Here is a 23,440-nt window from a genome sequence, read left to right as displayed (position 1 = left end):
TTATTATTATTTATCATTCAACTTATTTATGTAGTGTGCAATGTCTTTTGGAGCTAGTACATGCTCAACTTTCAATTTATTCAATGCCTGTCTTGGCATAAAATCAACTTCTGCAGTAGCTGGATCCTGCACACATATAGTCCCACCGTATTGAGCGATATGAGCCAAGCCCTCTACTCCATCGCTATTAGCCCCTGACAGCAAAAGTCCGATCGCATTATCTCCAAAAACCTGTGCCGCGGAGTAAAACGCGACATCTATAGAAGGTCTGGAAAAGTTTACTTTTTCCGAAACATCTAAGGACATACATCCGTCTTTTTCAAATAACAGATGGTAGTCTGCCGGTGCTAGATACACCTTACCCTTTTCCAAAGGCATCTTATCAACAACCTCCAACACAGGCACTTTACAATATGCATTCAACAACATACCTAAAGTACTCTCGGGGTGGGCTTTGCGATGGAGCACAATTACCACAGTCCACAAAGAATCTGGTTCAAGATAAGGCAGAACTTCTATCAGCACATGGATACTTCCTGCCGATCCACCTATTACTACAACTTTCGTTCCGTTGGACATACCGCTAATGCTTTCTCCAGATTTTTTCATCCCCCACTTGGCGATAGTTACTTTCAATAGTGGAGAAACGGAGCGTTTCTTTAGTTCCTAAACCTAGATATCCCAGATTATGAAGACTTTCGTCAAATACTTTGAATACCCGTTCCTGTAAATCTTTGTCAAAATAAATCAACACATTACGACACAGAATTAACTGAAACTCGTTGAAAGATGTATCAGAAACTAAATTATGCGTCGAAAAAATCATCCGTTCACTCAATGCTGAATCAAATTTGGCATAATCATAACCTGTTACATAATAGGTTGAAAAATCGTTATTACCACCAGAACGTATATAATTTTCCGAATAGGCTTTCATCTGGTTCAACGGGAATATACCTGTCGCAGCTTTTTCAAGCACGGTAGGATTAATATCCGTAGCATACATCAAAGACTTGTGATAGAGATTCGCTTCTTTCAGTAATATCGCTATAGAATAAGCCTCTTCTCCTGTAGAACAACCTGCAATCCAAATACGAATCAAAGGATAGGTCCCCAATCGAGGCATTACCTCCTGCCTCAATACCTTATAAAAGCTTGGGTCGCGAAACATTTCGGTAACATTCACCGTAATCTCTTCTATAAAGTGTTGCAGATAAGAAGCATCATTAACGACCCGATAACGAAGCTCTGCAAAACTAGAAAAACGGTCTACAAGACATATCCGGTTCAACCTCCTCTTAAGAGAGGCTCTACTATACTGTCGAAAATCATAACCATAGATTGTTGCGACATCATTCAACAACATGGTTATCTCTTCATCCCGTAATATATCTGGCTCTAACATCACACCCATTTCTTTATTACATCCATCAAAATATCCACCTGTATAGGCTTAGAAACATAATCATTCGCCCCCGAATCTATACATTTTTCCCGGTCGCCACTCATTGCTTGAGCGGTAACCGCAATTATCGGGATATCGGGATACTTATCATCTTGCCGTATTACATTCAGCGCTTCATACCCATCCATATCAGGCATCATCATATCCATCAGTACCAGGCCTATCTGTTTATTACAGCGTAAGAGCTCTAAAGCCTCTCTGGCTCCTTGGCAGGTGACCACCTTGTATCCTTTTGCTTTAAGCGTCAGTTCTAAGGCAAAAATATTTCGTGCATCATCATCGACGATCAATATCAAGTTTTTGATTTCCATACTTAATACATCAAACTTTAGATTCATAAAGCCACACTCTTAAAAGCGAAAGCAACTGGTCCTTGTCTACCGGCTTGGAGATATAATCTGATGCTCCTGCCTGTATACATTTTTCACGATCCCCAACCATAGCCTTGGCAGTCACCGCTATTATAGGCAGCCGTGCAAATGCTGGCATTGCTCTAATTTCCTGTATCGTCTCATACCCATCCATCTCCGGCATCATCATATCCATCAATACCACTGCGATCTTCGGATTATTTTTAACTACTTCCAACGCTTCTTTGCCATTCGTAGCAGATAACACCTCCATCTGATACGGTTCTAGTGTTTTAGTCAACGAGAATATATTCCGCACGTCATCATCGGCAACTAAAACAGTCTTACCAACCAGCACCTCACTCAACGAACCTAATTTGTTCGTTTTTTTCTTTTCGACGTGTCCATTATTTTCTTCAACAAGATGTAAGAACAAGCCCACCTCATCCAAGATACGTTGGAAGGAATGCGCCGTTTTTACAACGATAGAATCAGCAAATTGTTTTATTTTCAATTCCTCGATCTGCGAGAGCTGCTTTCCTGTAAAGACAATAATTGGCAGATTCTCCAGCCCTTTATTGGCCTTAATCGCTTCCAACGTCTGATAACCGATCTGATCAGGTATCCCCATATCCAAAATCACACAGTTCACATCCTCGGTCATTAACGCATCAACCGTTTCCGACACACTCTCTTTTATCTCCGACTGTATATTGAAATTACTCAGAAAATAAGAGAGCGCCGTTGCATGTTTTGCATTTTCCTCTACAATGAGTACCTTTTTGGGATTACGGGTCAATGCTTCTTCAATACGTTCGAAAATACGTCCCATCTCCTCAATAGCGATTGGTTTGTTGATAAAATCAATAGCCCCTTTCATCAGACTCTCCCGCTTCATCTTCAAAGAAGACATCATATGTACTGGAATATGCCGTGTTTTAGGATTGTTTTTAAGATCATCCATAACCTGCCAACCATCCTTGACCGGTAGTTGTATATCCAATAGTATCGCTAGGGGCTGGTATTTTTCGGCGATATCCAACACAAGATCCCCTCGTACCAAAACGATTCCCTTATATTTCTGTTGCCGTGTATACTTCAAGAGCGCCTTGGCAAAGTTCGTATCATCTTCAACAATCAAAATTAACTGATCTCCATCCTGGATATTATCTCTATCATCAGGCACCTCATCAGGAATAGCTATCGCTGCATAAGAGGGCCTTTCCTCTGAAACAGGAACTTCTTCTGCTACCAGCGCGTTTGACTGCACCGTAAGCACCGGTTTGGCCCCTACCGAAGCACTCTGGTTTCTTTGTAACGGCACCAATATCATAAATGTACTTCCAATATCAGGTTGACTTTCCAAACTGATCTCACCATGGAGCAAACGCATGATTTCTCTACTTATAGATAATCCCAAACCGGTTCCTCCAAATTTTCTTCGAGTCGAGCCGTCTGCCTGTTGGAAAGCTTCAAAGATCAACTTTTGGTTTTCCTTACTTATCCCTATTCCCGTATCTGTTACTGCAAATTTTAAGAATCCTTCCTTCTCTGCACTAAGGCTTACATTCAGTGTTACTTTTCCTACAGAAGTAAACTTGATCGCATTTGACAATAGATTTCGAAGTACCTGTTCCAACCTGAGCTTATCGGTTTCGATCACCTCTGGCACCGCCCTATCGATCTCAACAGATAGACCAATTCCCTTATCCGTCACCACCGGAAGGAAGAGACTTTCCAGTTCGCGGCAAAGATTAGCGAGGTTCACCTCTTCAAACTCAAGCTTCATCTTTCCGGCCTCGATCTTTGAAAGATCAAGAATCTCGTCAATCAGAGTCAACAGTCCCGTACCCGAGCTCTGTATAACATTTGCCGATTCGACCTGCTCATCCGTCAGGTTATCCTCGATATTCTCAGCCAATAGACGGGATAGTAAAAGAATAGAATTCAATGGCGTGCGTAGCTCATGGGACATATTAGCTAGAAATTCAGACTTATATTTTGTCGTAAGTGCCAGTTCCTCCGCCTTTTTTTGAATTTCTAGATTTCTATTGGCAATCAATTCATTTTTCTCTTCCAATAGTTTTGACCGCTCTTCCAGTTCCTGATTACTCTGCAACAATTCTTCCTGTTGTACCCTCAGCTCCTCTTCAGAAGCCTGTAACTTCTGCGCCTGGGCCTCCAATTCCGTATTCAGGTTTTCCAGCTCGCTATGCTGTGCCTGTAACTCCTCCGACTGTGCTTGGGTCTCCTCCAATAGGCTCTGAATATAACTTCTTCCACGTGCAGACAATAATTCTAAAGCAATAAGACGGCCTGCCTCTTCTAAAAATGAAATTTCCAAAGGCTCGAACTTATCCATAGCTCCCAGCTCTACCACACCGTAACATTGTCCTTCCAGCATCAGTGGTAGCCATAACACATGGCGCAGCTTCAACTGCCCATTCGTAAAACTGATTACAAAATCAGTACTGTCAATATCTTCCAATAACCGCACCCGTTTGTCTACGTACACCTGACCGACCATCCCTTCCCCTACGTTGAAGCGATCTGCCATCTGTCCTTCCAGTCCATAATGGCTCCTTAGCGTCAAATGATCTTTATCTAAGAGATAAAATGCACCATTTATACATTCGCCATAATTAATCAGATGTGCCAGTGCATCTTGGGTGATCGCCTGTTCATCCTTATTGCCTACAAGTATCTCATTCAATAAAGCCAGCCCAGTCTGTTTCCATTCATTATCCTGTATTTTACGGAATGCCTCTTCCAAGTTGGCAGTCATCCCATTTAATGAACTTGCCAGACTTCCTAAATCATCTTTCTGTATATCTGATACCCGTACCGAGTAATCGCCTAATGATATTTCTCTGGCAATCTGCTCAATGACACGCACCCTATTACTCATGTCAGCATCTTTTTTCTTTAGGATATCCTGCAATTTCTCCCGCTTACGGAATTCACCACGAATCTGCATATAAAAAAAGATAGTGATACCTAAGGAAAAAAACGCTGCTATAACGATAAAGATCGACGTAGCATTGGATGAGTCATCTAATTCTTTATTTTGCTTTACCAACAGTTCATCTTCATCTCCTAAGAAACGGTTGATCAGGTTCCGACAGCTATCCATATAGACTTTACCTTCCTCCAACTGTTCAGCAGCTATCGTATTACCGGCGCGCTTTTGGTTCTCCCATTTTCCTAAAATTCCCAATCGCGTTTCTACCAACGACGATAGGCTATCCAAAACCTCAGCCTGTTTAGATTTTCGGGGTATAAGCTCTCTCGCCTCTTTAAAGGATTCAGGCAGCGACACCCGACTTCTCAAATAAGGTTCTAAAAAAGCTTCTTTATTCGTAAGATAAAAACCACGCTGTCCTGTTTCTGCATTTTGAAGATCGATCAGTATATGATTGATAGACTGTATCAATTGTTGGGTGCGTATCACCTGCTTCCGATTATCGATTTGCTTCTTTATACTGATATAAGAGGCCGCAGAACTTACAATCAGAACAAGCAATGAAATCCCAAAACCAAACTGTAGCTTTCTAATGACTTGTTTAGGCATCTTTCTTTAATTTAATGGTATACTAAAATAAAAAGTAGTTCCTTCTCCCGGGACGCTATCTACACCATACCCTCCATTGTGCTGTCGTATAATCTCGGCACATATATACAACCCTATTCCTAGTCCTTGAAACTTCACGGATGATTCCTCTACCCGATAAAATTTAGAAAAAACGTGTTCTTGTTTTTCTTTCGGTATCCCGATTCCAAAATCACGAACTGCGATATAAGCATATCCATCCCTTACTTGGGTCCTGACCACCACCTTTTCCGCTCCCGGAGAGTATTTAATAGCATTGGTCAAGAAATTGATCAACACCTGCTCTATACGGATTGCGTCGGCGTTTACTTCAACAACAAAAGGCTCGCCCTCACGCTCTACTTTCATATCCACATGTTGATGCGTGTGGGTAATCGTATCAATAGCATTCACTACGAGTGTCTCTAAATCAAAAGGTGCGCGATTCACTTTTAATTTTCCATTCTCCATTTTGGAAACATCCAGCAGATCTGCAATAAGACTTTCCAACTTTATCACCTGATCCTGAGCACGGTGAATATAAGTAGATACACTTCCATTCCCTTCTACCTTAACCATTCGCTCCAAAAGCTGTATGTAGGCTTTGATACTAGTGAGAGGGGTCTTCAATTCGTGACTCGCTATACTCAAAAACTCATCTTTTTTATTTTCAATCTGCTTCTGGTCTTCAATATCCGTAAAAGTACCTACCCAACTATTTACTATTCCACCTTCTTTGATAGGCCTGATGCGGAGTAAATGAAAATGATATATACCCGTATCAACATCTTTTATGCGCACCTCGGCTTCAAAAGGCTCGCCCGATTTTACATGCTTTTCAAAAAAGGTATGGACTTGTTTATCATCTGGATGGATTTGAGGAAATTCAATAGGAGATTGCGCGTATTTAAACCACTTTTCATTCACAAATGTAATGTGACCTAGCGCATCAGCTGTGAATGCTATCTGTGGAATGGTCTCTAATACAGTGTGCAAAAAATCAACTTTAAGCTTCAACTCTTCCTGTGCCAGCTTCCGACTTTCTACCTCACGTTGGAGTTTCCACTTCACTTCATTCAACGCCAGCGTCTGTTCATAGAGCCGGTAGAAAGTCTTCACTTTCAACATTAAAATATCGGGATCTACCGGTTTAGTGATATAATCTATACCGCCCGAAGCATATCCTTTAGTAATAAACTTCTTATCGGTATTCACCGCTGATAGAAAAATGATTGGAATTTCTTTCGTTTTACTGTAACCAGCCAAAGTTTCTGCCACTTCAAAACCGTCCATTCCCGGCATTTGTACATCTAAAATAATCAATGCATAGTCGGTTTTCAGAACTTTTTTGAGTGCCTCTTCTCCAGACAAAGCGGTATCTACGTGAAATTTTTTAGATTCTAACAAACTCCTCAATGAGAATATATTCTCGGGCTTGTCATCTACAATCAAAATCATAAATAAATGATTAGGTCTCCTATTTTATGTTTAGGCCTATTCCATCTCCTACTGGGATGAGGCCTCCACCAAAATAACGAAAAAACAGAAAAGAACGGCAGATCTTTACTATAAAATATGTTGGATACTAAAAGATTGGTTATTAAACTCAACCTTCTCCCCTATTGTCTTCCCCAACAACATCTTTCCAATTGGTGATTTTGGAGAAATCACATACACGTTGGAATAGTCTGCCAATTTCCCTACGCTTATAGCAACAAAATACCAACTACTTTTGTCTGTTGCTACGAGACTGCCTACCGACACGATGGATGTTGGCATTGCCTGTCGAATCCATTCCAGTGTTTTAAGGTCTTCCTCAGCCAATACCAATTGCTGTTGAAAACGGTTTAAATCCTGTTGAATCATTTCCCGGCCTGTCTCATATTTATCTCCAGCACTACTTTTGGTATCTTCCACCAACGAGTTATTAGCCGAGTCGATAGCTAATGTTACTTCCTTTACTCTGTTATTGACATACTCAAAACAAGCGTTCAACAATTCTTCTCTTGTCATAAATTCTCTCTCTCGGTATTAAACAGTAAACGCCCGTATTTAACGGGCGTTTACTAAATTATTCGCTTCTAGAACTTAGTTCTTCAACGCTTCTTTTAAGTTCTTCGCTTTTTTCTCTGCTTCGTTTGCAGTTTCCTTAACTGCATTTTCAGCTTTATCGCCTGCATCTTTTAAAGACGCACCTGCTTTATCAGCAGTATTTTCGATTGCTGCACCTGTTTTCTTTGCTGCATCTTTTGTAGCATCTACAGCGTTATTAACACCAGACTCTACTTTGTCACCTGCTTCTTTTAAAGCCTCTTTGGTTTTGTTCCAAGCTGCTTCTGCATCGGCCACAGCTTTACGTGCTGTTTCTTCAGCTTGCTTGTCACCTTTTGCAACAGCAGCATCCAAATCAGCTTTTGCTTTATTATAGTCTGCTTCCGCTTTTGAAACGGCATCTGACGCTACCTGATCCATCTTTTCGATGGAATGATCCACTTGTTCACCCGCTGTCACTTTACCATCCTCATTCTTATCTTTCGACGGAGAATTGTTGCATGAAGCAAATGTGATTGCTCCAGCTACTACTGCTAATAATGCAATTTTTTTCATTGGAATATAGTTTTAGTTAACCTTCTATATCAATCAATTTGTATGCCAAAACAAAATCACCTCACTCCATCAAATCATAGCCCCTTTTGGAACAGACTTAACCTTTCGGATAGATCGTCCCCTTCGCTGCTTCCAACGTATTCTTCAATAGGCCGACGATAGTCATCAATCCAACACCACCCGGTACCGGAGTGATCCAAGATGCTTTCGGTGCTACATTATCGAAATCAACATCACCATACAACTTGAAGCCAGATTTCGTCTCTGTCGAGTTCTCTCTATTGATACCCACATCTATTACAATAGCACCTTCCTTCACCATATCAGCAGTAACGAAATTCTTCTTACCTATAGCTGCTACAATGATATCGCCACGTAACACCTCCGTTTTCAAATCCTTGGTGCGGCTATGTGTCAATGTAACCGTGCAATTTCCAGGGTTGCTATTTCTCGCCAATAAAATACTCATTGGAGAGCCCACAATATTACTCCGGCCTACAACTACTGCATGTTTTCCAGCCGTATCAATACCATAGTGCGCTAGCATTAAAATGATACCATAAGGTGTAGCCGGGATAAAACAAGGCAAATTACGTTGCATACGTCCCAAATTGATGGGATGGAAACCATCCACATCTTTTCGATGATCAATAGCTTCTGTTACTTTATCCGGATCAATATGTGCTGGTAATGGTAATTGCACGATCAAACCATCTATATTAGGATCCTTGTTTATTTCTTGAATCTTAGCAATCAGTTCTGCTTCAGAGACCTCCACGTCATAACGGATATTAGTAGACTCAAAGCCCACTAATTCACAGTTTCTCATCTTGCTCGCTACATAGGTTTCACTCCCACCATCATTACCTACCAAAATAGCAACAAGGTGCGGTTTTCTTCCCGAAGCAGCCGTAAAAGCCGCAGCTTCAACTTTTATATCTTCTTTAATCTTTGCAGATACTTCTTTCCCGTCTAATATGTTCATAGTATTTAGCAGTTAGTATTAAGTATTTAGAAAGAACTTGCTACTATAGTATACTTAATCTTCTTCTTTTGTATTTATTAGTAAGTTATTAATCTAATTTTAGTACCGCCATAAACGCTGATTGTGGAATCTCCACGTTACCTACCTGACGCATACGTTTTTTACCTTTTTTCTGTTTTTCCAACAATTTACGCTTACGGGAAATATCTCCTCCGTAACATTTTGCGGTTACGTCCTTACGTAAGGCAGATATAGTCTCGCGTGCAATAATCTTAGCACCAATAGAAGCCTGTATACGGATTTCGAACTGTTGTCTAGGTAATAATTCTTTTAATTTCTCACAGATTTTCTTACCAAAATCATACGCATTACTTCTGTGGATCAAGGATGACAATGCATCGACAGGTTCGTCGTTAAGACGGATATCCAATTTCACTAGATCTGATTTACGGTAACCGATCTGATGGTAATCGAAAGAAGCATATCCTTTAGAGATAGTTTTAAGTTTATCATAAAAATCAAATACAATCTCTCCCATCGGCATTTCGAACACAAGCTCTACACGATCCGAAGTCAAATAAGACTGATTGATTATCGTACCTCTTTTTTGTATACACAACGACATTACCGGTCCTACAAACTCTGCTTTGGTAATAATATTCGCTTTGATATAAGGCTCTTCGATAGAATCCAGTTTACTTGGATCAGGTAGATCTGATGGATTGTGAACAATCACCTCTTCATTATCCTTGCTCAAGAAAGCCTTGTATGAAACGTTGGGAACAGTAGTAATTACCGTCATATCAAATTCACGTTCCAGACGCTCTTGGATAATCTCCATATGGAGCATACCTAAGAATCCACAACGGAACCCAAAACCTAGTGCAGCAGAAGACTCAGGCTCGAATACTAGAGACGCATCATTCAATTGTAAGCGATGCATCGATTCGCGAAGCTCTTCATAATCTTCGGTATCCACAGGATAGATTCCCGCAAAAACCATAGGTTTCACCTCTTCAAATCCCTGGATAGCAGACGTACACGGACGTTCTTTATGGGTGATCGTGTCACCTACTTTCACCTCTCGCGCTTCTTTAATACCTGAAATAATATAACCTACGTCTCCTGTCTTAATAACGCTTTTAGCGACTTGGTTTAGTTTTAAAGTACCTACTTCATCCGCATAGTACTCTTTTCCTGTTGCGACAAACTTTACCTTATCTCCTTTTTTGATCTCTCCGTTTTCAACTTTGAAATACGCCATAATCCCTCTGAAAGAGTTAAAGACCGAGTCAAAAATCAAAGCCTGTAGCGGTGCATCAGGGTCTCCTACTGGAGCAGGCACACGCTCTACAATTGCACGTAAGATATCTGGTATACCTAGTCCGGTCTTTCCCGACGCTGGGATAATTTCCTCCCTTTTACCACCTATCAAATCGATAATCTGGTCTTTCACCTCTTCAGGCATAGCTCCCGGAAGATCCATCTTATTTAAGATAGGGATGATTTCCAGGTCATGCTCCATAGCTAGGTATAGGTTGGAAATAGTCTGTGCCTGTATCCCTTGGGAAGCATCCACAATCAACAACGCCCCTTCACAAGCCGCAATAGATCTTGATACCTCATAGGAAAAATCCACGTGTCCAGGAGTATCGATTAGGTTAAGAATATATTGCTGCCCATCCTGAGTATACTCCATCTGAATAGCATGGCTCTTAATCGTGATACCTCTTTCTCTTTCCAAATCCATACTATCCAACAACTGGGCTTGTGCCTCACGCTGTGAGATGGTATTTGTGTATTCCAATAATCTATCTGCCAAGGTACTTTTACCATGGTCGATATGTGCTATTATACAAAAATTACGTATATGCTTCATATAGGGTTTATGCCTTCTTTTATAAACGGCAAATATACTGTATTTAAGTGAATTTTTTTTTCGAAAACGCTTGTTTTTTTAGCGATTCTTTTTTAACTGTGTCCCGAAACAGGAACACACCTCAGCAGTTGCCGAAAAGATATTTGTGAACACCAAAAAGGCCGCTCCTTGGTAGGGGCGGCCTCTTACTAAAATCATATACCGTAGCGTAAACTACAATTTACTATTCACATCTATTGCATTCAATTCTTCAAAAGCTTGTTTCAAACGCGTAACGAATGCTTCTTCCCCTTTGCGCAACCATACACGTGGGTCATAGTATTTCTTGTTTGGAGAATCGGCACCTTCTGGGCTTCCGATCTGTCCTTGTAAGTAATCATGATTTTTGGCTTCGTAACCACGAACACCATCCCAGAATGCCCACTGCATATCGGTATCGATATTCATTTTGATAGCTCCATAAGAAATTGCTTCTGCGATTTCTTCTGGAGAAGAACCAGAACCGCCGTGGAACACAAAGTTCACTGGTTTCTCTGCAGCTAACTTATATTTTTCACGGATATACTCTTGCGAATTATTCAATATAACTGGCTGTAACTTCACATTACCTGGTTTATACACACCATGTACATTACCAAATGCAGCTGCTACCGTAAACTTGTCCGAAACCTGAGACAACACTTCATAAGCATATGCTACCTCTTCTGGCTGTGTATATAATTTCGAGCTATCCACGTCTGTATTATCTACCCCATCTTCTTCACCACCAGTCACTCCCAATTCGATTTCTATTGTCATACCTAGTGGCTTCATGCGCTCTAAGTAGCGTTTAGAGATTTCGATATTTTCTTCAATAGGCTCCTCCGATAGATCCAACATATGCGAAGAGAACAAAGGCTTACCGTTTGCAGCAAAAAACTTTTCACCAGCATCCATAAGACCATCGATCCAAGGTAACAATTTCTTTGCAGCGTGATCCGTATGCAAAATAACAGCAACACCGTAATGCTCTGCCAACAAATGCACATGCTGCGCTGCAGAAACAGCACCTAATATACAAGCTTTTAGTCCATCATTATTCAACGTCTTGCCCGCATAGAACTGAGCTCCCCCATTTGACAATTGAATGATTACAGGAGAATTCACCGCCTTCGCTGTTTCCATTACCGCGTTGATAGAATTAGTACCTATCACATTTACAGCAGGAAGCGCAAATTTGTGCTTTTTAGCAATCTCAAACAATTCTTGAACTTGATCACCGGTTAGTACACCTTTATAATCTTTTAGGCTCATGTTTTTATATTTTAGTTTTATTTCTTTGATTCGATAAAGTTAAGTGTTTTAAATGAGAATGAAAACACTAGTGTAAAAAATACACTAAGATAATCCTAACATTCCATCAACTTACCTCCTGCCACCTCTACTACAGACATTCCTTTTGCATATGAAATCAAAATTGGCTAAGTTTAACAAATAAAAACAATAGAAATAGACTATGTTGGAGATATACGGAATCAAAAATTGTAATACGGTAAAAAAAGCACTAGACTGGATGAATGCGAATGAAATCGCTTACACCTTTCATGACTACAAAAAAGAGCCTGCTACACGTGAAAAACTTGAATCATGGGAAAAACATACCACCTGGGAATCCCTTGTTAACAAAAAAGGAACTACCTGGAAAAAGCTTTCTCCAGAAGAACAAGCGCAAGTCACAGACGCATCTTCCGCAAATACCGTCCTTCTTGCCAACAACAGCATGATTAAAAGACCAGTCATTGAATTGAAGGATGATGTAATCCTTGGTTTTGATGAGCATATTTACCAAGAAAAACTATTAAAAAAATGATTTACAAACCCTTCAAATACCTGCTGTATGTTGGATTAGCGGCATTTGCTATGCCCTCAATTGCCCAGCAAAATAGCAGCTATAACTATTCGGACGCCTTTGGCCCTAATTTTTACAGTTCAAACGGAACCGAGTACCGCTCTGCCAGCGGAAAACCCGGTCCAGCTTACTGGCAGAATTACGCTAGCTATTCCATCAAAGCAAAGCTTAATGAACAGCAAGACCGGATTTCTGGTTCTGTACAGATTGTTTATACCAACAATAGCCCCGAAGATTTAGATTTTATTTGGTTCCAATTGGATCAGAATCTTTTTAGTACCGAATCCAGAGGTCAGGCTACCATTCCACTATCAGACAGTCGATATGGTAGTTCCAGCAATCAATTTGAAGGTGGTTACAAACTGAACAATCTGCAGATCAACGGTCAGCAACAAGCTCCCTCGTACACCATTACTGACACCCGCATGCGCGTTGACCTTCCTACTCCTCTCAAAGCTAAGGGAGGAAAAACAACGCTGAGTATGGACTTCGAATTTTCTATCCCAGAATACGGTGCAGACCGTACCGGTATTCTGAAAACAGAAAACGGAAAAATATATGCCATTGCACAATGGTATCCTCGCGTCTGTGTATTCGATGATATCCTAGGCTGGAATACTCATCCTTATACAGGACCAGGCGAGTTCTATCTCGAATTTGGCGACTATGACGTCGAAATTACAGCTCCTGCAAATCATATTGTTGTATTAGGTGGCGAACTATTAAATCCGAATGAAGTCTGGACTCCAGAGCAGCTCAAACGTTACAATGCGGCCAAAACTTCGGAAAAGACACTGATGATCCGTAGCGAAGCCGAGGTAACCAACAAAGCCTCTCGACCAGACAAAAAAGAACTTACCTGGAAATACAGCCTCAAAAACGCACATGATGTCGCATGGGCATCATCGCCTGCTTTTATTATTGATGCCGCAAAAATAAACCTACCTTCTGGAAAATCGGCCCTAGCGATGTCCGCATATCCTAAAGAAAGTAACGGTGGAAATGCATGGGAGCGTTCGACAGAATACACCAAGGCATCTATTGAGCATTATTCAAAAAAATGGTTTGAATATCCCTACCCTGTTGCTGTCAACGTTGCATCCAATGTTGGAGGAATGGAATACCCTGCCCTTTCTTTTTGTGGACATGATGCCAAAGCAGGCAATCTTTGGGGTGTTACTGACCACGAGTTTGGCCATAACTGGTTCCCTATGATCGTAGGCAGCAATGAACGCCTCCATGGTTGGATGGACGAGGGATTCAACACCTTTATCAACGACATTTCAACAGAAGCATTCAATAAAGGCGAATATGCGGTAAGATATGGCAGAAAAAATGCCATGACGCTGATGTTATTTAATCCTGCTTTAGAACCTGTCGTAAACAGTCCTCAAACGATGAAAGAACGTAACATCGGCTTTCTTGTATACTACAAACCAGCTTATGCATTACACCTGCTCCGGAATGAGATTATTGGCAAGGAAAGATTCGACAAAGCCTTCCAGCGGTACATTCAGCACTGGGCCTACAAGCATCCTGCTCCGAATGACTTTTTCCGCACTATAGAAAATGAAACAGGCGAAAACCTTAACTGGTTTTGGCGCGGTTTATTCCAGAACAACTGGCAAATGGACCAAGCTATCACAGAGGTGCGTTACGTGGAACTAGATCCTTCCAAAGGAGCTATCGTGACAGTAGAAAATCTAGATAAGTTGCCTATGCCAGTGGAAATAGAAGCAACTACAGCTAGTGGTAAAAAAATAAATGTTAAACTCCCTGTAGAAATCTGGGAACGAAACAACAAATGGACCTTCAAACTGCGGTCTACCGAAAAACTTACAGAAGTAAAATTAGACCCAAGAGGCGTCTTCCCTGATATCAATCCAGACAACAACACATGGCGAGCCAAATAACAATGAAATCGATATACAAAATAATAATCACGAGCTGTTTGCTAATCGGGTTACAGCTACCTTCAGTGCAGGCACAAGACATCAAAGGTTATGTCTACGAACTCGTGAGCAGCACTCCGCTGTGGAACACCACCATCAAAAACATCAGAACACAGGAGGTTGTACAATCAGACCGTGACGGTAGTTTTAAAATCGGCGGACAACTTAACGATTATCTTGTATTTACAAATCCAGGCTACAAGCAGGACACTATATTCTATTACGAGAATAATATCCGGAGGATATATATGACCCGCGACGAGAGTCTAATTTCTATCGACGAGGTCATAGTAAGCCGGATGACAGACAGCAGACTTGCTGCTGAGATTGCCAAAGCTCAAAACGAAGGCAAAGCCGTAGATGCAAGTCAAGAACGTGGAGGACTGCGCGTATCTCCATCTAGACTATTTGGCAAAAAGGCAAAAGAATCCCGAAGAAACCTATCCATGCTGGTTGCGGAACAGGAGAAGAGAGATGTTGACAGGAGATTTACCACTCAGCTCATCGCTGCTACAGTACCCCTCAGTCCAGATGAAATCGCCTTATTCCGAGAACGCTTCAGACCAACTGCTGAATTCGCTAAAAAGGCATCTACAGAAGACTTCAAAGTGTATATTCTCGACTCCTATAAAAAGTTCAAATCAAATCAGTAACCCCACGGCATGACATTGAGATTTAACAGCATTATAGCGCTTATCGTACTTACTGTAACAATAGCTCAGGCCCAAAAAGTGGATCAGAAATTAGAGCAGAAAATAAAAAAGGAAATAGCAGGATTTCGGGGCGACATTGGCATCTATGTACATCAGCTGAAGAGTAATAAATTTGTTGCCATCAATGCAGACACCGTCTTCCCTACAGCTAGCATTGTAAAAGTTCCTATTCTAGCAGGAGTTTTTCAAAAAATAGCACAGGGAGAACTCAAGCTTGAGCAACCTTTTACCTATTCGGACAAGAGAGCTTATGGTGGATCTGGTCTGATGCAGTTTTACAAAGACAGCGCACAGACGGATCTCTCTACCATGATTTCACTCATGCTCACCTATAGTGACAATGTCACTTCAATTTGGTTACAGGAGCTAGCCGGTGGTGGGGCACAGATCAATCCACTGATGGACCAATTGGGGTTGACACACACCAAAGTAAATTCTAGAACGGCTGGACGGGAGAAAATCTGGGAAGAGTACGGCTGGGGACAGACCACTCCCCAAGAGATGGCAAAGCTATTCACCCTGATACGGAACGGCGCAGTCGTGGATGCACGTCATTCTGATAAAATGTACCGTTATCTTAAAAATCAATTTTACAACGGACGTTCATTATCCCAACTTCCAGCCTGGGTCAATACCATTGCCAAAACTGGTTCCGTAGACCGGGCACGCGGAGAAGTTGTCTTAGTCAATGCACCAAGCGGAGATTATGTCTTCTGTATATTGACAAAGAACAATCAAGATGCCAGCTGGACAGATGCAAATGAAGCAGAAGAACTTACGAGAAAGCTTTCAAGCATTATATGGAATCATTTTGAACCGAAGCATCCTTTTCAGAGCTTCAAAGTAATAAACTAAGAGAGGTGTCCAAATGGACACCTCTCTTAGTTTATTACAAAACTTTCTTAAAGCGCGTTAAACAAAGAAAACCTCTCCGAAAAATTCAGGCAAATGAAAGTTAGGAGTAGCATTTTGAATTGCATTCCAGGACATAAAATGTGGATTAGGTAAGCCATCACCACATTTATAAAAATTAGCGTGGAAAGTTCTCGCAGCATACCCCACATCACCGAATATATCTTTGGGAATGATTAGGTATATCTCCCAAGATTTAACTCCAGATTTCTTCACCACCTGTGTCCGAGCATCTATACGTTCGACAACCTCTTTAGGCAACCTATTCCGTTGTGCTTTATCTGCTGGACCGTAGCCTATCAAACCTGTTGCTAAAACATTGAATTCAAAATTATAATAGGTCTTTTTACCATCCAGAGAAAAGAAAAATTCGACGCAGCTATCTTCCCATACATTCTCATTTGGCCGTATATACTGTCCTTTTACAAATTCTTCTTTCACCTCATAGCGCAAATAAATATAACCCTCTGAATGAGCCATTTGAAAGCGAACCTCTGGCCGATAGGGAAATTCTGACTCCCATGGACATTGGTCTATAGCGTTCCAGGACAGCGTACTGAATGCCCTATCCAATTCTTTGATATCATCCGTTATATCTGCTATTTTTTCAACAGTAAGTCTCTTCATTAGAATAAATTGTTTTTTAATTTGAGTCCATCTACCAGGTAGACCAATAATTTAGCTATACACCAAACTTAACTAAAAAGCCTTGTATTCAACATACATACAGAAAAAAAAGCATTAATATCTCTTTTACGATGGAGTAACCACACTTTGGCTCAAAATTTCTCTCAGTTGCGCCTCAGCTCCCTCCAACTCTTTTACCAATTTCAACTGGGTATTCGTCCTTACCAGATTATGATCTGTATAGTGTACTTTATAATATACGTCCCCATCTATATAGTCTGTCAAAAAGCGGACAACCTGCATATACGGCAATAATAGAACGCCATACCATAGCGATTCAATTTCCTTCTCCGTCAGAAAATCCTTTGCTTCACTAAAGTACCCTTCTGTATAGGCCTGGAATAATGGGATATTGAGCACCACCTTATTCAAATCCTTTTCATCTTCTGCAGCGGCATTGATAATGGTACGTATAGCATCTCCAAAGTCATAGGCAACATACCCTGGCATCACGGTATCCAAATCTATCACACATTGTACGTTATCCTCTTGATCAAGTAGTACATTGTTAAACTTAGTATCATTATGTGTGATACGCAGTGGCAATTCACCTTTCTGTGCCATCACCAGGATACGACGCATCTTTTCCTCTCGCTCAAAGATATAATCTAATAGCTCTCCTACTTCAGCCAATCGACCTACACGATCAGCCTCGATTGCCTTTCTCAGGTTAGATAAGCGAAAATCAATATTATGAAAATTGGGAAGTATCTCCACCAATTGGGTTGCATCCAATGTGGATAACTGTTTTTGAAACCGTCCAAAAGCCATCCCTCCAGCAAAAGCCTGCTTTGTCGTTTCGACGATATCATAGCTCTTCGTACCATCCAAAAGGATAAAAATACGCCAATAGTCACCATTTGCGTCTTTTTGATATTTAGCTCCGCTTTTTGTTGGGATAATCGTCAGCGTGTGTTTATCCACATCGATAACCTCGTTTTTCAAAACCGACTTGAGGTGCGTAGTCACCAAATCAATGTTGTCCATCAGGCCATCTACATTCGGGAATATTTTATGATTGATTCGCTGGAGCAGATAGGATTTGTCTCCTTCATTCACGACCACTCTAAAACTATCATTAATATGGCCTGACCCAAAACGCTCAATACTGACCACCTTACCATCAAGTTCAAAACTACTTACTACCTTCTCCAGTTCCTCGGAATCGTACACTGACATAAACAGGATTTATAATTATTTTATTCAAAAACAGTTTAAATTACTGCAATATCTATAATTCGAAAGATTAAGTAAAGCTTTTTTTTCAATCAAACGTTTGCACTATTTTCGCTTAATATAAACTAAAATATTCTACGTTTTACTTTAACGATTTATTATATTCGTAGAAGATACCCCGTATACTCACATGATCACTGAAATAATCATAATCCTTGTTCTTATCTTGCTGAATGGCATTCTTTCCGCTTCCGAAATCGCAATTGTATCCAGTAGAAAAGCTCGTTTACAGGCTTCAGCAGCAAATAATCTTGGTGCCAAACGCGCATTGAAACTAAAGGAACAACCTAATCAGTTCCTATCTACAGTTCAGATCGGTATCACATTAATCGGTATATTAACTGGTTTTTTCTCTGGAGGTTCTATCTCCACTTACCTTGCTACCGTGTTACAAGAGGTCCCTGTACTGGCTCCCTACAGCCAGACACTTTCGGTGCTTTTGGTAGTCATTGCCATCACTTATCTTTCCTTAGTCATCGGAGAGCTGGTCCCAAAACGAATCGGCATGGCCATCCCCGAGAAGTACGCTTCGCTGATTGCGATTCCGATGGATACACTCAGTAAAATCGTTAAGCCTTTTGTATGGGCGCTGTCAATATCTACTGATTTTATCGTAAAATTACTCAACATCAAAGTCTCAAGTAATACCGTAACCGAAGAAGAAATCAAAGCCCTCGTAGATGAAGGTGTAGATAGTGGTATTATCGAAGATTTTGAACATGATATGGTAGACAGAATTCTAAACATAGGAGATAAAAAAGCAATCAACATGATGGTACATCGTAGCGATATTGCCTATTTAGATCTTGAGGATTCCATTGAAGACATCAAAGCCTACATCGTAAATAACGAGCATACCGAGTATCCGGTATGTGACGGCACATTTGACCAAATCAAGGGTATTATACACACAAAGAGCCTATTAAAGGCTGTATTGAGTGAAGAAAAGATAGTTCTCGAAAAACTGGTCCAACCAATCCCCTTTGTCAATGAAAACAGCAGTATCTATTCTGTTCTGGAAATACTAAAATCAGGAAAAGTATTACAAGCAGTAGTAATTGACGAATACGGAAGTCCACAAGGAATTATAACCGTAAAAGATATCATGGCCGGTTTAGTCGGTGGTTTCGATGATAACTCCGCAAGTAGTAGGTCAAAACTGTTCAGACAACGAGAAGATGGCACCTTTGTGTTGGAAGGGCGATATCAGCTTGACGATTTCTTTGAAAAGTTCGGGATTGACCTTAGCGAAGAAGATGAAGACGAGCTCGGCAACATCACTACCCTAGCCGGTTTGGTCTTTTTGTTGTTAGACCACATGCCGATGGAAGGCGAAACCGTATACTACAAAGGATATCGCCTCGAAGTACTGGATATGGACGGAAACCGTATTGACAAGGTTGTCCTTTCTACCCTAGACAACAGCGATAACACAGAAGTATCAAATATCGATTAGTTCAAATATTGATTGATAATGGCCAGCATTTGAGTTTTGGTCAATAATCCACTCTGTCTCCATACCTGTGCGCCATCTTTATAAAGAATCATGGTAGGGACTCCCTGTATTGCGAAACTCTTGGACAGGGCTTGATTACGATCGACATCCACCTTCAATACGGACAACTGCTCCCCAAAATGATCCTTCACCTCCTTGAGTATAGGTGCCAACGTCTGACATGGGCCACACCAGGCTGCTGAAAAGTCAACTAGCACCAGTTTATTTTTATTAATCAATTCCTTAAAATTTGCCATAATTAATACAACAACGAATAAAACCAACTTTTGTTTTTGTTCTCCTTACACTACCTTATCAATGAAAAGGGATACAGAGTTTCTCTAAATCTTCAATATCCCCTTGAAACATATTCAGGTCTACGTATCCCTTTATCCCAGATACCGCACCCCGCTCAGAAAACTGCCAAAAATCCCAATGTCCTTTAGGCTTTTCAACCCAAAAGTTGTAATTCGCTATCCATAAAGTATAATCTTTAAACTCCTTTTCCAGAAAGTCGGAGAAATAACTATCTCCTGAATAGACGATCGGTTTGATTTTATAGTGAGCTTCCACCCGGTCCAACCAACGCTTCAAACCTACTTTGAGGCTATCCATAGATTGGCTCTTTGGTCTTTCTTCTATATCCAATACCGGCGGCAAGTCTCCAGGGGATAGTTTCACCGTACGTATAAAGTTTTCCGCTTGTTTTACCGAATTTTCGTTAGGTCTAAAATAGTGATATGCACCCCGCAGCTTACTTCTATCCTGTGCTCCCTTCCAATTTGTCTGAAATTTCTTATCCTTATTCTTTTGTCCCATAGTGGCACGGATAAATACAAAATCAATTGGAAACTCTTGATTAATACTCTCTACCTCCTGCCAGTTTATTTTACTTTGGTACTCGCTGATATCAATACCAAATACCTTATCACGATGTTCGGACATCAAAAAAATATTCCGTGCATCATGTTTGTTTTTATCGGAGTCCGTAAAGCGGGCTTCCTTTCCTACCAACGCTTTAAAGTAATAGAAAATCCCCGCTCGGTAATGCCAGATTGCAAAAAGAAAAATAAGACCTATAGGAATGAGAATACTCCACATCAAGTAAGGCCTTCTATCACTCGCACCTGACACTAATTTCTCCTTGCTCCTTTTCTGATATTTTGCCATATTGCACCGAAAATAATGTATTTATTAGTTCTAAACAATACTCTTGTGCATGAAAGTTTACAATCCTAAAGATTGGCTTAATCTTACCCAATACTTCTACAAGTCCGATTATCTCAAAAAAATAGCTCCTTTATTAGTTCTTACCGCATTATTCTCTTGGGGTGTGGCTTATTTAGAATTAGAATACCTGAAGCTCTCAGACCGTAGTTGGGTAAAGAACATCACCATCGTCCATAGTCTATTAGGATTTGTTCTCTCATTAATATTGGTTTTCCGTACGAACACCGCTTATGACCGTTGGTGGGAGGCGCGTAAACAATGGGGTGCACTGACCAATGCAAGCCGTTCTCTGGCCATCAAACTCAACGCTATCCTCCCTGTCGACGATAAGGTAAGTCGTAGCTTCTACCGAAAGTCCATTCCTCTTTTTGCAGAAACTCTTTATAACTTTTTACGCTCGGATTACACCAAATTCATGTTGGATGAAGCCCTACATCCGGAGTTAAACGGACTAGATGACAAGAAGCATGGACCGAATCAAGTCGCCTCATTGATATTCAGGAAAACCAATAATCTCTATCAACAACAAGTCATCACCGGCGACCAGTTCCGGATTATTAACGATGAACTGACAGCAATGACCAATGTATGTGGAGCGTGTGAAAGAATAAAAAACACGCCAATCCCTATTGCCTACAGCTCCTTTATCAAAATATTTATTATCATCTACACCGCAACCCTCCCTTTTGGCTATGTATTTTCAATTGGTTATTTCGTTGCACTGGCTGTTCCTTTTATTTTTTATGTCCTTATCAGTATTGAGATGATTGGCGAATCTATCGAAGAACCTTTTGGTCGGGATTCGGACGATCTGCCCATCGACAAGATCACTTCTAACATAAAAAAACACAGCGGAGAGCTACTTCTACCTTGATTTTTTCTTTTTTTCAGCCGTCATAAGACACAAAAACAAATTAATCAACCTCATTTTCAAGCGCTAAGATATTATAGCTAGTTTTCGTTTTGCATAATTAGTTAGTTTTTCTACTTTTGTGGCGGAGAGCTGGCAGAGTGGTCGAATGCGGCGGTCTTGAAAACCGTTAACTGTAACAGGTTCGGGGGTTCGAATCCCTCGCTCTCCGCAGAAAAACCTTCATCGAAAGATGGAGGTTTTTTGCGTTTAGAAGGATGAAGAACCAGAAGGGATGGACGGGGTTCGATTCTTGAAGGTTCAAGATAGTGTGTGGGGATTGTGGGACTGAACCAATCCCTCGCTCTCCGCAGAAAAACCTTCATCGAAAGATGGAGGTTTTTTGCGTTTAGAGGGATGAAGAACCAGAAGGGATGGACGGGGTTCGATTCCTGAAGGTTCAAGATAGTGTTTGGGGATTGTGGGACTGAACCAATCCCTCGCTCTCAAAAGTCCGTTCAAGTCCCCTAAAGTCCCCTCGAGTCCGTTCAAGTCCGCCTTACCTTAGGTATAGCTGGTGTATAGCCAGTGCTATCCCACGTATATCGCATATATAATGCACTAAATACACATACATCAGAACCTAACTCGAAGAGGCCTACGGGAATAGACTGCGGTCGCGACTCCGAGAGATGGTCAATGTGATTGACTTTGATATGAGCGTACAGGATAGAGACAGTAGATATCAGTTCGGCAATACATCTGCCGAACTGATATTTTGAACATCAACATTTACCCTTTCATAATAAGTAATCATCTGTGAACAGCTATCCGTTAAGAGTTGCTCTATTGCTGAACTTTTAACAAATAGACAATCTAAATCATCCATATCCACAGTATAGCTATTTTGATATCTTACAGAAAGATAGGCTTCATTCAAAATCTCCAGCAGGAACATATCATACTCTTGATCAGTATCAAAAACCGTCAGCAATGAAGGTAAATAAGGTAATAGTAATTGGTGATGGTTACGCAAGTGATGAGAAATCTTCTCTCTACCTAAAAATACAATTTCTGTCATTCTATATAACAGTTCAAACGTCTGATGAAGCATAAAAGCACATAATGGGATGTGTCTCCTATTCAAATAGTATTCCGCACCATCCTTAAAGGATTTGATTTTGGCACATTCCATTTCAAAGCTTTCATAAGCCTTTTTCAAGTATGCTTCTATATCGGGAATCTTACTCATAACTGGAGTAGATTTAGGATTTATATAGATAAGATTATCAAAATGACATCTTTCAATGAAAGCACCACCTCCTCGGAATATACTTCTACGTACCTCATCGACGTAATATATTTGATAGCGAAGGTGACTATACTTACACATGACAATACCAACCATTGGACGAACTTCCGTAATATGCTGCCGGTTGGTTTTCGGAATCAGCACAAGCACCTCCTTAAACGAAGTCCCCTGGAAACAATAGCTAGAAAAATAAACTTGATCTATTTCCACCAACGATACAAGGCGATTTGTAATTAGATTCAAGGAATCAAATTCTTTGCTTTCAAAATGTACCATAATTAATCATTTAT

21 protein-coding genes and 1 tRNA gene are annotated in these 23,440 nt (G+C 40.7%); 7 read left to right on the top strand and 15 right to left on the bottom strand.

Features of this window, described 5'->3' with window-relative positions; genetic code table 11:
- Window positions 1–6: 6 nt before the first annotated feature.
- From CLV99_RS13440 to fbaA, 10 genes are all read right to left on the bottom strand, one after another.
- A complete protein-coding gene (locus CLV99_RS13440) occupies window positions 7–609 on the bottom strand; it encodes a chemotaxis protein CheB (protein ID WP_246032768.1) in 603 nt (200 codons plus the stop codon).
- Entirely contained in the window at window positions 584–1,405 is an 822-nt protein-coding gene (locus tag CLV99_RS13435) for a CheR family methyltransferase (RefSeq protein ID WP_133585008.1), read from the bottom strand. Before CLV99_RS13435 ends, CLV99_RS13440 begins: the two co-directional genes overlap by 26 nt.
- Complete coding sequence (locus CLV99_RS13430) at window positions 1,405–1,803, bottom strand: response regulator (RefSeq protein WP_246032767.1); 399 nt, start codon at window positions 1,801–1,803, stop codon at window positions 1,405–1,407. Before CLV99_RS13430 ends, CLV99_RS13435 begins: the two co-directional genes overlap by 1 nt.
- A complete protein-coding gene (locus CLV99_RS13425; RefSeq protein ID WP_133585007.1) occupies window positions 1,787–5,386 on the bottom strand; it encodes a response regulator in 3,600 nt (1,199 codons plus the stop codon). The genes CLV99_RS13430 and CLV99_RS13425 overlap by 17 nt, the downstream gene beginning before the upstream one ends.
- Window positions 5,387–5,392: 6 nt before the next feature.
- Complete coding sequence (locus tag CLV99_RS13420) at window positions 5,393–6,862, bottom strand: hybrid sensor histidine kinase/response regulator (RefSeq protein WP_133585006.1); 1,470 nt, start codon at window positions 6,860–6,862, stop codon at window positions 5,393–5,395.
- A 108-nt stretch (window positions 6,863–6,970) separates the two neighbouring features.
- Window positions 6,971–7,417, bottom strand: a complete 447-nt coding sequence (locus CLV99_RS13415) for a GreA/GreB family elongation factor (RefSeq protein WP_133585005.1) — start codon at window positions 7,415–7,417, stop codon at window positions 6,971–6,973.
- A 75-nt stretch (window positions 7,418–7,492) separates the two neighbouring features.
- Window positions 7,493–8,011, bottom strand: coding sequence for a hypothetical protein (locus CLV99_RS13410; protein ID WP_133585004.1), 519 nt, complete (start codon window positions 8,009–8,011; stop codon window positions 7,493–7,495).
- 97 nt (window positions 8,012–8,108) lie between these two features.
- The gene (locus tag CLV99_RS13405) at window positions 8,109–8,996 is read right to left on the bottom strand and encodes a bifunctional 5,10-methylenetetrahydrofolate dehydrogenase/5,10-methenyltetrahydrofolate cyclohydrolase (RefSeq protein ID WP_133585003.1); all 888 of its coding nucleotides are present in this window, start codon (window positions 8,994–8,996) and stop codon (window positions 8,109–8,111) included.
- An 88-nt stretch (window positions 8,997–9,084) separates the two neighbouring features.
- Window positions 9,085–10,875, bottom strand: a complete 1,791-nt coding sequence (gene lepA / locus CLV99_RS13400) for a translation elongation factor 4 (RefSeq protein WP_133585002.1) — start codon at window positions 10,873–10,875, stop codon at window positions 9,085–9,087.
- A 213-nt stretch (window positions 10,876–11,088) separates the two neighbouring features.
- The gene (gene fbaA, locus CLV99_RS13395; protein ID WP_133585001.1) at window positions 11,089–12,168 is read right to left on the bottom strand and encodes a class II fructose-bisphosphate aldolase; all 1,080 of its coding nucleotides are present in this window, start codon (window positions 12,166–12,168) and stop codon (window positions 11,089–11,091) included.
- Window positions 12,169–12,370: 202 nt separating this feature from the next.
- Between fbaA and CLV99_RS13390 the strand changes: the two genes are divergently transcribed.
- Genes CLV99_RS13390 through CLV99_RS13375 form a run of 4 tightly spaced genes read left to right on the top strand, consistent with a single transcriptional unit; the run spans window position 12,371 to window position 16,283 of the window.
- Window positions 12,371–12,724: an ArsC family reductase gene (locus CLV99_RS13390; RefSeq protein WP_133585000.1), complete on the top strand. Its 354-nt coding sequence runs from the start codon at window positions 12,371–12,373 to the stop codon at window positions 12,722–12,724.
- Window positions 12,721–14,676: a M1 family metallopeptidase gene (locus tag CLV99_RS13385; RefSeq protein WP_133584999.1), complete on the top strand. Its 1,956-nt coding sequence runs from the start codon at window positions 12,721–12,723 to the stop codon at window positions 14,674–14,676. Before CLV99_RS13390 ends, CLV99_RS13385 begins: the two co-directional genes overlap by 4 nt.
- Before the next feature lie 2 nt (window positions 14,677–14,678).
- Window positions 14,679–15,368, top strand: a complete 690-nt coding sequence (locus tag CLV99_RS13380) for a hypothetical protein (protein ID WP_133584998.1) — start codon at window positions 14,679–14,681, stop codon at window positions 15,366–15,368.
- 9 nt (window positions 15,369–15,377) lie between these two features.
- Window positions 15,378–16,283, top strand: a complete 906-nt coding sequence (locus CLV99_RS13375) for a serine hydrolase (RefSeq protein WP_133584997.1) — start codon at window positions 15,378–15,380, stop codon at window positions 16,281–16,283.
- Between the two features lie 57 nt (window positions 16,284–16,340).
- Here CLV99_RS13375 and CLV99_RS13370 read toward each other — a convergent pair whose 3' ends face one another.
- On the bottom strand, window positions 16,341–16,967 hold the full coding sequence (locus CLV99_RS13370) for a carbohydrate-binding family 9-like protein (protein ID WP_133584996.1): 627 nt from the start codon (window positions 16,965–16,967) through the stop codon (window positions 16,341–16,343).
- A 126-nt stretch (window positions 16,968–17,093) separates the two neighbouring features.
- The gene (locus tag CLV99_RS13365) at window positions 17,094–18,206 is read right to left on the bottom strand and encodes a phosphotransferase enzyme family protein (protein ID WP_133584995.1); all 1,113 of its coding nucleotides are present in this window, start codon (window positions 18,204–18,206) and stop codon (window positions 17,094–17,096) included.
- Between the two features lie 187 nt (window positions 18,207–18,393).
- Between CLV99_RS13365 and CLV99_RS13360 the strand changes: the two genes are divergently transcribed.
- Entirely contained in the window at window positions 18,394–19,719 is a 1,326-nt protein-coding gene (locus CLV99_RS13360; protein WP_133584994.1) for a hemolysin family protein, read from the top strand.
- On the opposite strand, the gene trxA is transcribed toward CLV99_RS13360, so the two are convergent.
- Both trxA and CLV99_RS13350 read right to left on the bottom strand, forming a co-directional pair.
- The gene (gene trxA, locus CLV99_RS13355; protein ID WP_262708294.1) at window positions 19,716–20,042 is read right to left on the bottom strand and encodes a thioredoxin; all 327 of its coding nucleotides are present in this window, start codon (window positions 20,040–20,042) and stop codon (window positions 19,716–19,718) included. The two genes, CLV99_RS13360 and trxA, sit on opposite strands and share 4 nt — an antisense overlap.
- 31 nt (window positions 20,043–20,073) lie before the next feature.
- Window positions 20,074–20,928, bottom strand: coding sequence for a glycoside hydrolase family 25 protein (locus CLV99_RS13350; protein ID WP_133584992.1), 855 nt, complete (start codon window positions 20,926–20,928; stop codon window positions 20,074–20,076).
- 49 nt (window positions 20,929–20,977) lie between these two features.
- Here CLV99_RS13350 and CLV99_RS13345 point away from each other — a divergent pair, with 49 nt between their 5' ends.
- Both CLV99_RS13345 and CLV99_RS13340 read left to right on the top strand, forming a co-directional pair.
- On the top strand, window positions 20,978–21,862 hold the full coding sequence (locus tag CLV99_RS13345; protein ID WP_133584991.1) for a bestrophin family protein: 885 nt from the start codon (window positions 20,978–20,980) through the stop codon (window positions 21,860–21,862).
- A 123-nt stretch (window positions 21,863–21,985) separates the two neighbouring features.
- A tRNA-Ser gene (locus CLV99_RS13340) sits at window positions 21,986–22,070 on the top strand.
- Between the two features lie 513 nt (window positions 22,071–22,583).
- On the opposite strand, the gene CLV99_RS13335 is transcribed toward CLV99_RS13340, so the two are convergent.
- Window positions 22,584–23,426: a hypothetical protein gene (locus CLV99_RS13335; protein ID WP_133584990.1), complete on the bottom strand. Its 843-nt coding sequence runs from the start codon at window positions 23,424–23,426 to the stop codon at window positions 22,584–22,586.
- Window positions 23,427–23,440 lie beyond the last annotated feature (14 nt).

Origin of the sequence: Sphingobacterium yanglingense (genome assembly GCF_004363245.1) — a bacterium.
GTDB lineage: Bacteria > Bacteroidota > Bacteroidia > Sphingobacteriales > Sphingobacteriaceae > Sphingobacterium > Sphingobacterium yanglingense.
This window is presented reverse-complemented; position numbering and strand designations above follow the sequence as displayed.

What these genes read in the sequence shown, in the direction of transcription:
- CLV99_RS13440 (WP_246032768.1), bottom strand. Translation starts at nt 609, where the DNA reads ATGAAAAAATCTGGAGAAAGCATTAGCGGTATGTCCAACGGAACGAAA.
- CLV99_RS13435 (WP_133585008.1), bottom strand. Translation starts at nt 1,405, where the DNA reads ATGTTAGAGCCAGATATATTACGGGATGAAGAGATAACCATGTTGTTG.
- CLV99_RS13430 (WP_246032767.1), bottom strand. Translation starts at nt 1,803, where the DNA reads ATGAATCTAAAGTTTGATGTATTAAGTATGGAAATCAAAAACTTGATA.
- CLV99_RS13425 (WP_133585007.1), bottom strand. Translation starts at nt 5,386, where the DNA reads ATGCCTAAACAAGTCATTAGAAAGCTACAGTTTGGTTTTGGGATTTCA.
- CLV99_RS13420 (WP_133585006.1), bottom strand. Translation starts at nt 6,862, where the DNA reads ATGATTTTGATTGTAGATGACAAGCCCGAGAATATATTCTCATTGAGG.
- CLV99_RS13415 (WP_133585005.1), bottom strand. Translation starts at nt 7,417, where the DNA reads ATGACAAGAGAAGAATTGTTGAACGCTTGTTTTGAGTATGTCAATAAC.
- CLV99_RS13410 (WP_133585004.1), bottom strand. Translation starts at nt 8,011, where the DNA reads ATGAAAAAAATTGCATTATTAGCAGTAGTAGCTGGAGCAATCACATTT.
- CLV99_RS13405 (WP_133585003.1), bottom strand. Translation starts at nt 8,996, where the DNA reads ATGAACATATTAGACGGGAAAGAAGTATCTGCAAAGATTAAAGAAGAT.
- lepA (WP_133585002.1), bottom strand. Translation starts at nt 10,875, where the DNA reads ATGAAGCATATACGTAATTTTTGTATAATAGCACATATCGACCATGGT.
- fbaA (WP_133585001.1), bottom strand. Translation starts at nt 12,168, where the DNA reads ATGAGCCTAAAAGATTATAAAGGTGTACTAACCGGTGATCAAGTTCAA.
- CLV99_RS13390 (WP_133585000.1), top strand. Translation starts at nt 12,371, where the DNA reads ATGTTGGAGATATACGGAATCAAAAATTGTAATACGGTAAAAAAAGCA.
- CLV99_RS13385 (WP_133584999.1), top strand. Translation starts at nt 12,721, where the DNA reads ATGATTTACAAACCCTTCAAATACCTGCTGTATGTTGGATTAGCGGCA.
- CLV99_RS13380 (WP_133584998.1), top strand. Translation starts at nt 14,679, where the DNA reads ATGAAATCGATATACAAAATAATAATCACGAGCTGTTTGCTAATCGGG.
- CLV99_RS13375 (WP_133584997.1), top strand. Translation starts at nt 15,378, where the DNA reads ATGACATTGAGATTTAACAGCATTATAGCGCTTATCGTACTTACTGTA.
- CLV99_RS13370 (WP_133584996.1), bottom strand. Translation starts at nt 16,967, where the DNA reads ATGAAGAGACTTACTGTTGAAAAAATAGCAGATATAACGGATGATATC.
- CLV99_RS13365 (WP_133584995.1), bottom strand. Translation starts at nt 18,206, where the DNA reads ATGTCAGTGTACGATTCCGAGGAACTGGAGAAGGTAGTAAGTAGTTTT.
- CLV99_RS13360 (WP_133584994.1), top strand. Translation starts at nt 18,394, where the DNA reads ATGATCACTGAAATAATCATAATCCTTGTTCTTATCTTGCTGAATGGC.
- CLV99_RS13350 (WP_133584992.1), bottom strand. Translation starts at nt 20,928, where the DNA reads ATGGCAAAATATCAGAAAAGGAGCAAGGAGAAATTAGTGTCAGGTGCG.
- CLV99_RS13345 (WP_133584991.1), top strand. Translation starts at nt 20,978, where the DNA reads ATGAAAGTTTACAATCCTAAAGATTGGCTTAATCTTACCCAATACTTC.
- CLV99_RS13335 (WP_133584990.1), bottom strand. Translation starts at nt 23,426, where the DNA reads ATGGTACATTTTGAAAGCAAAGAATTTGATTCCTTGAATCTAATTACA.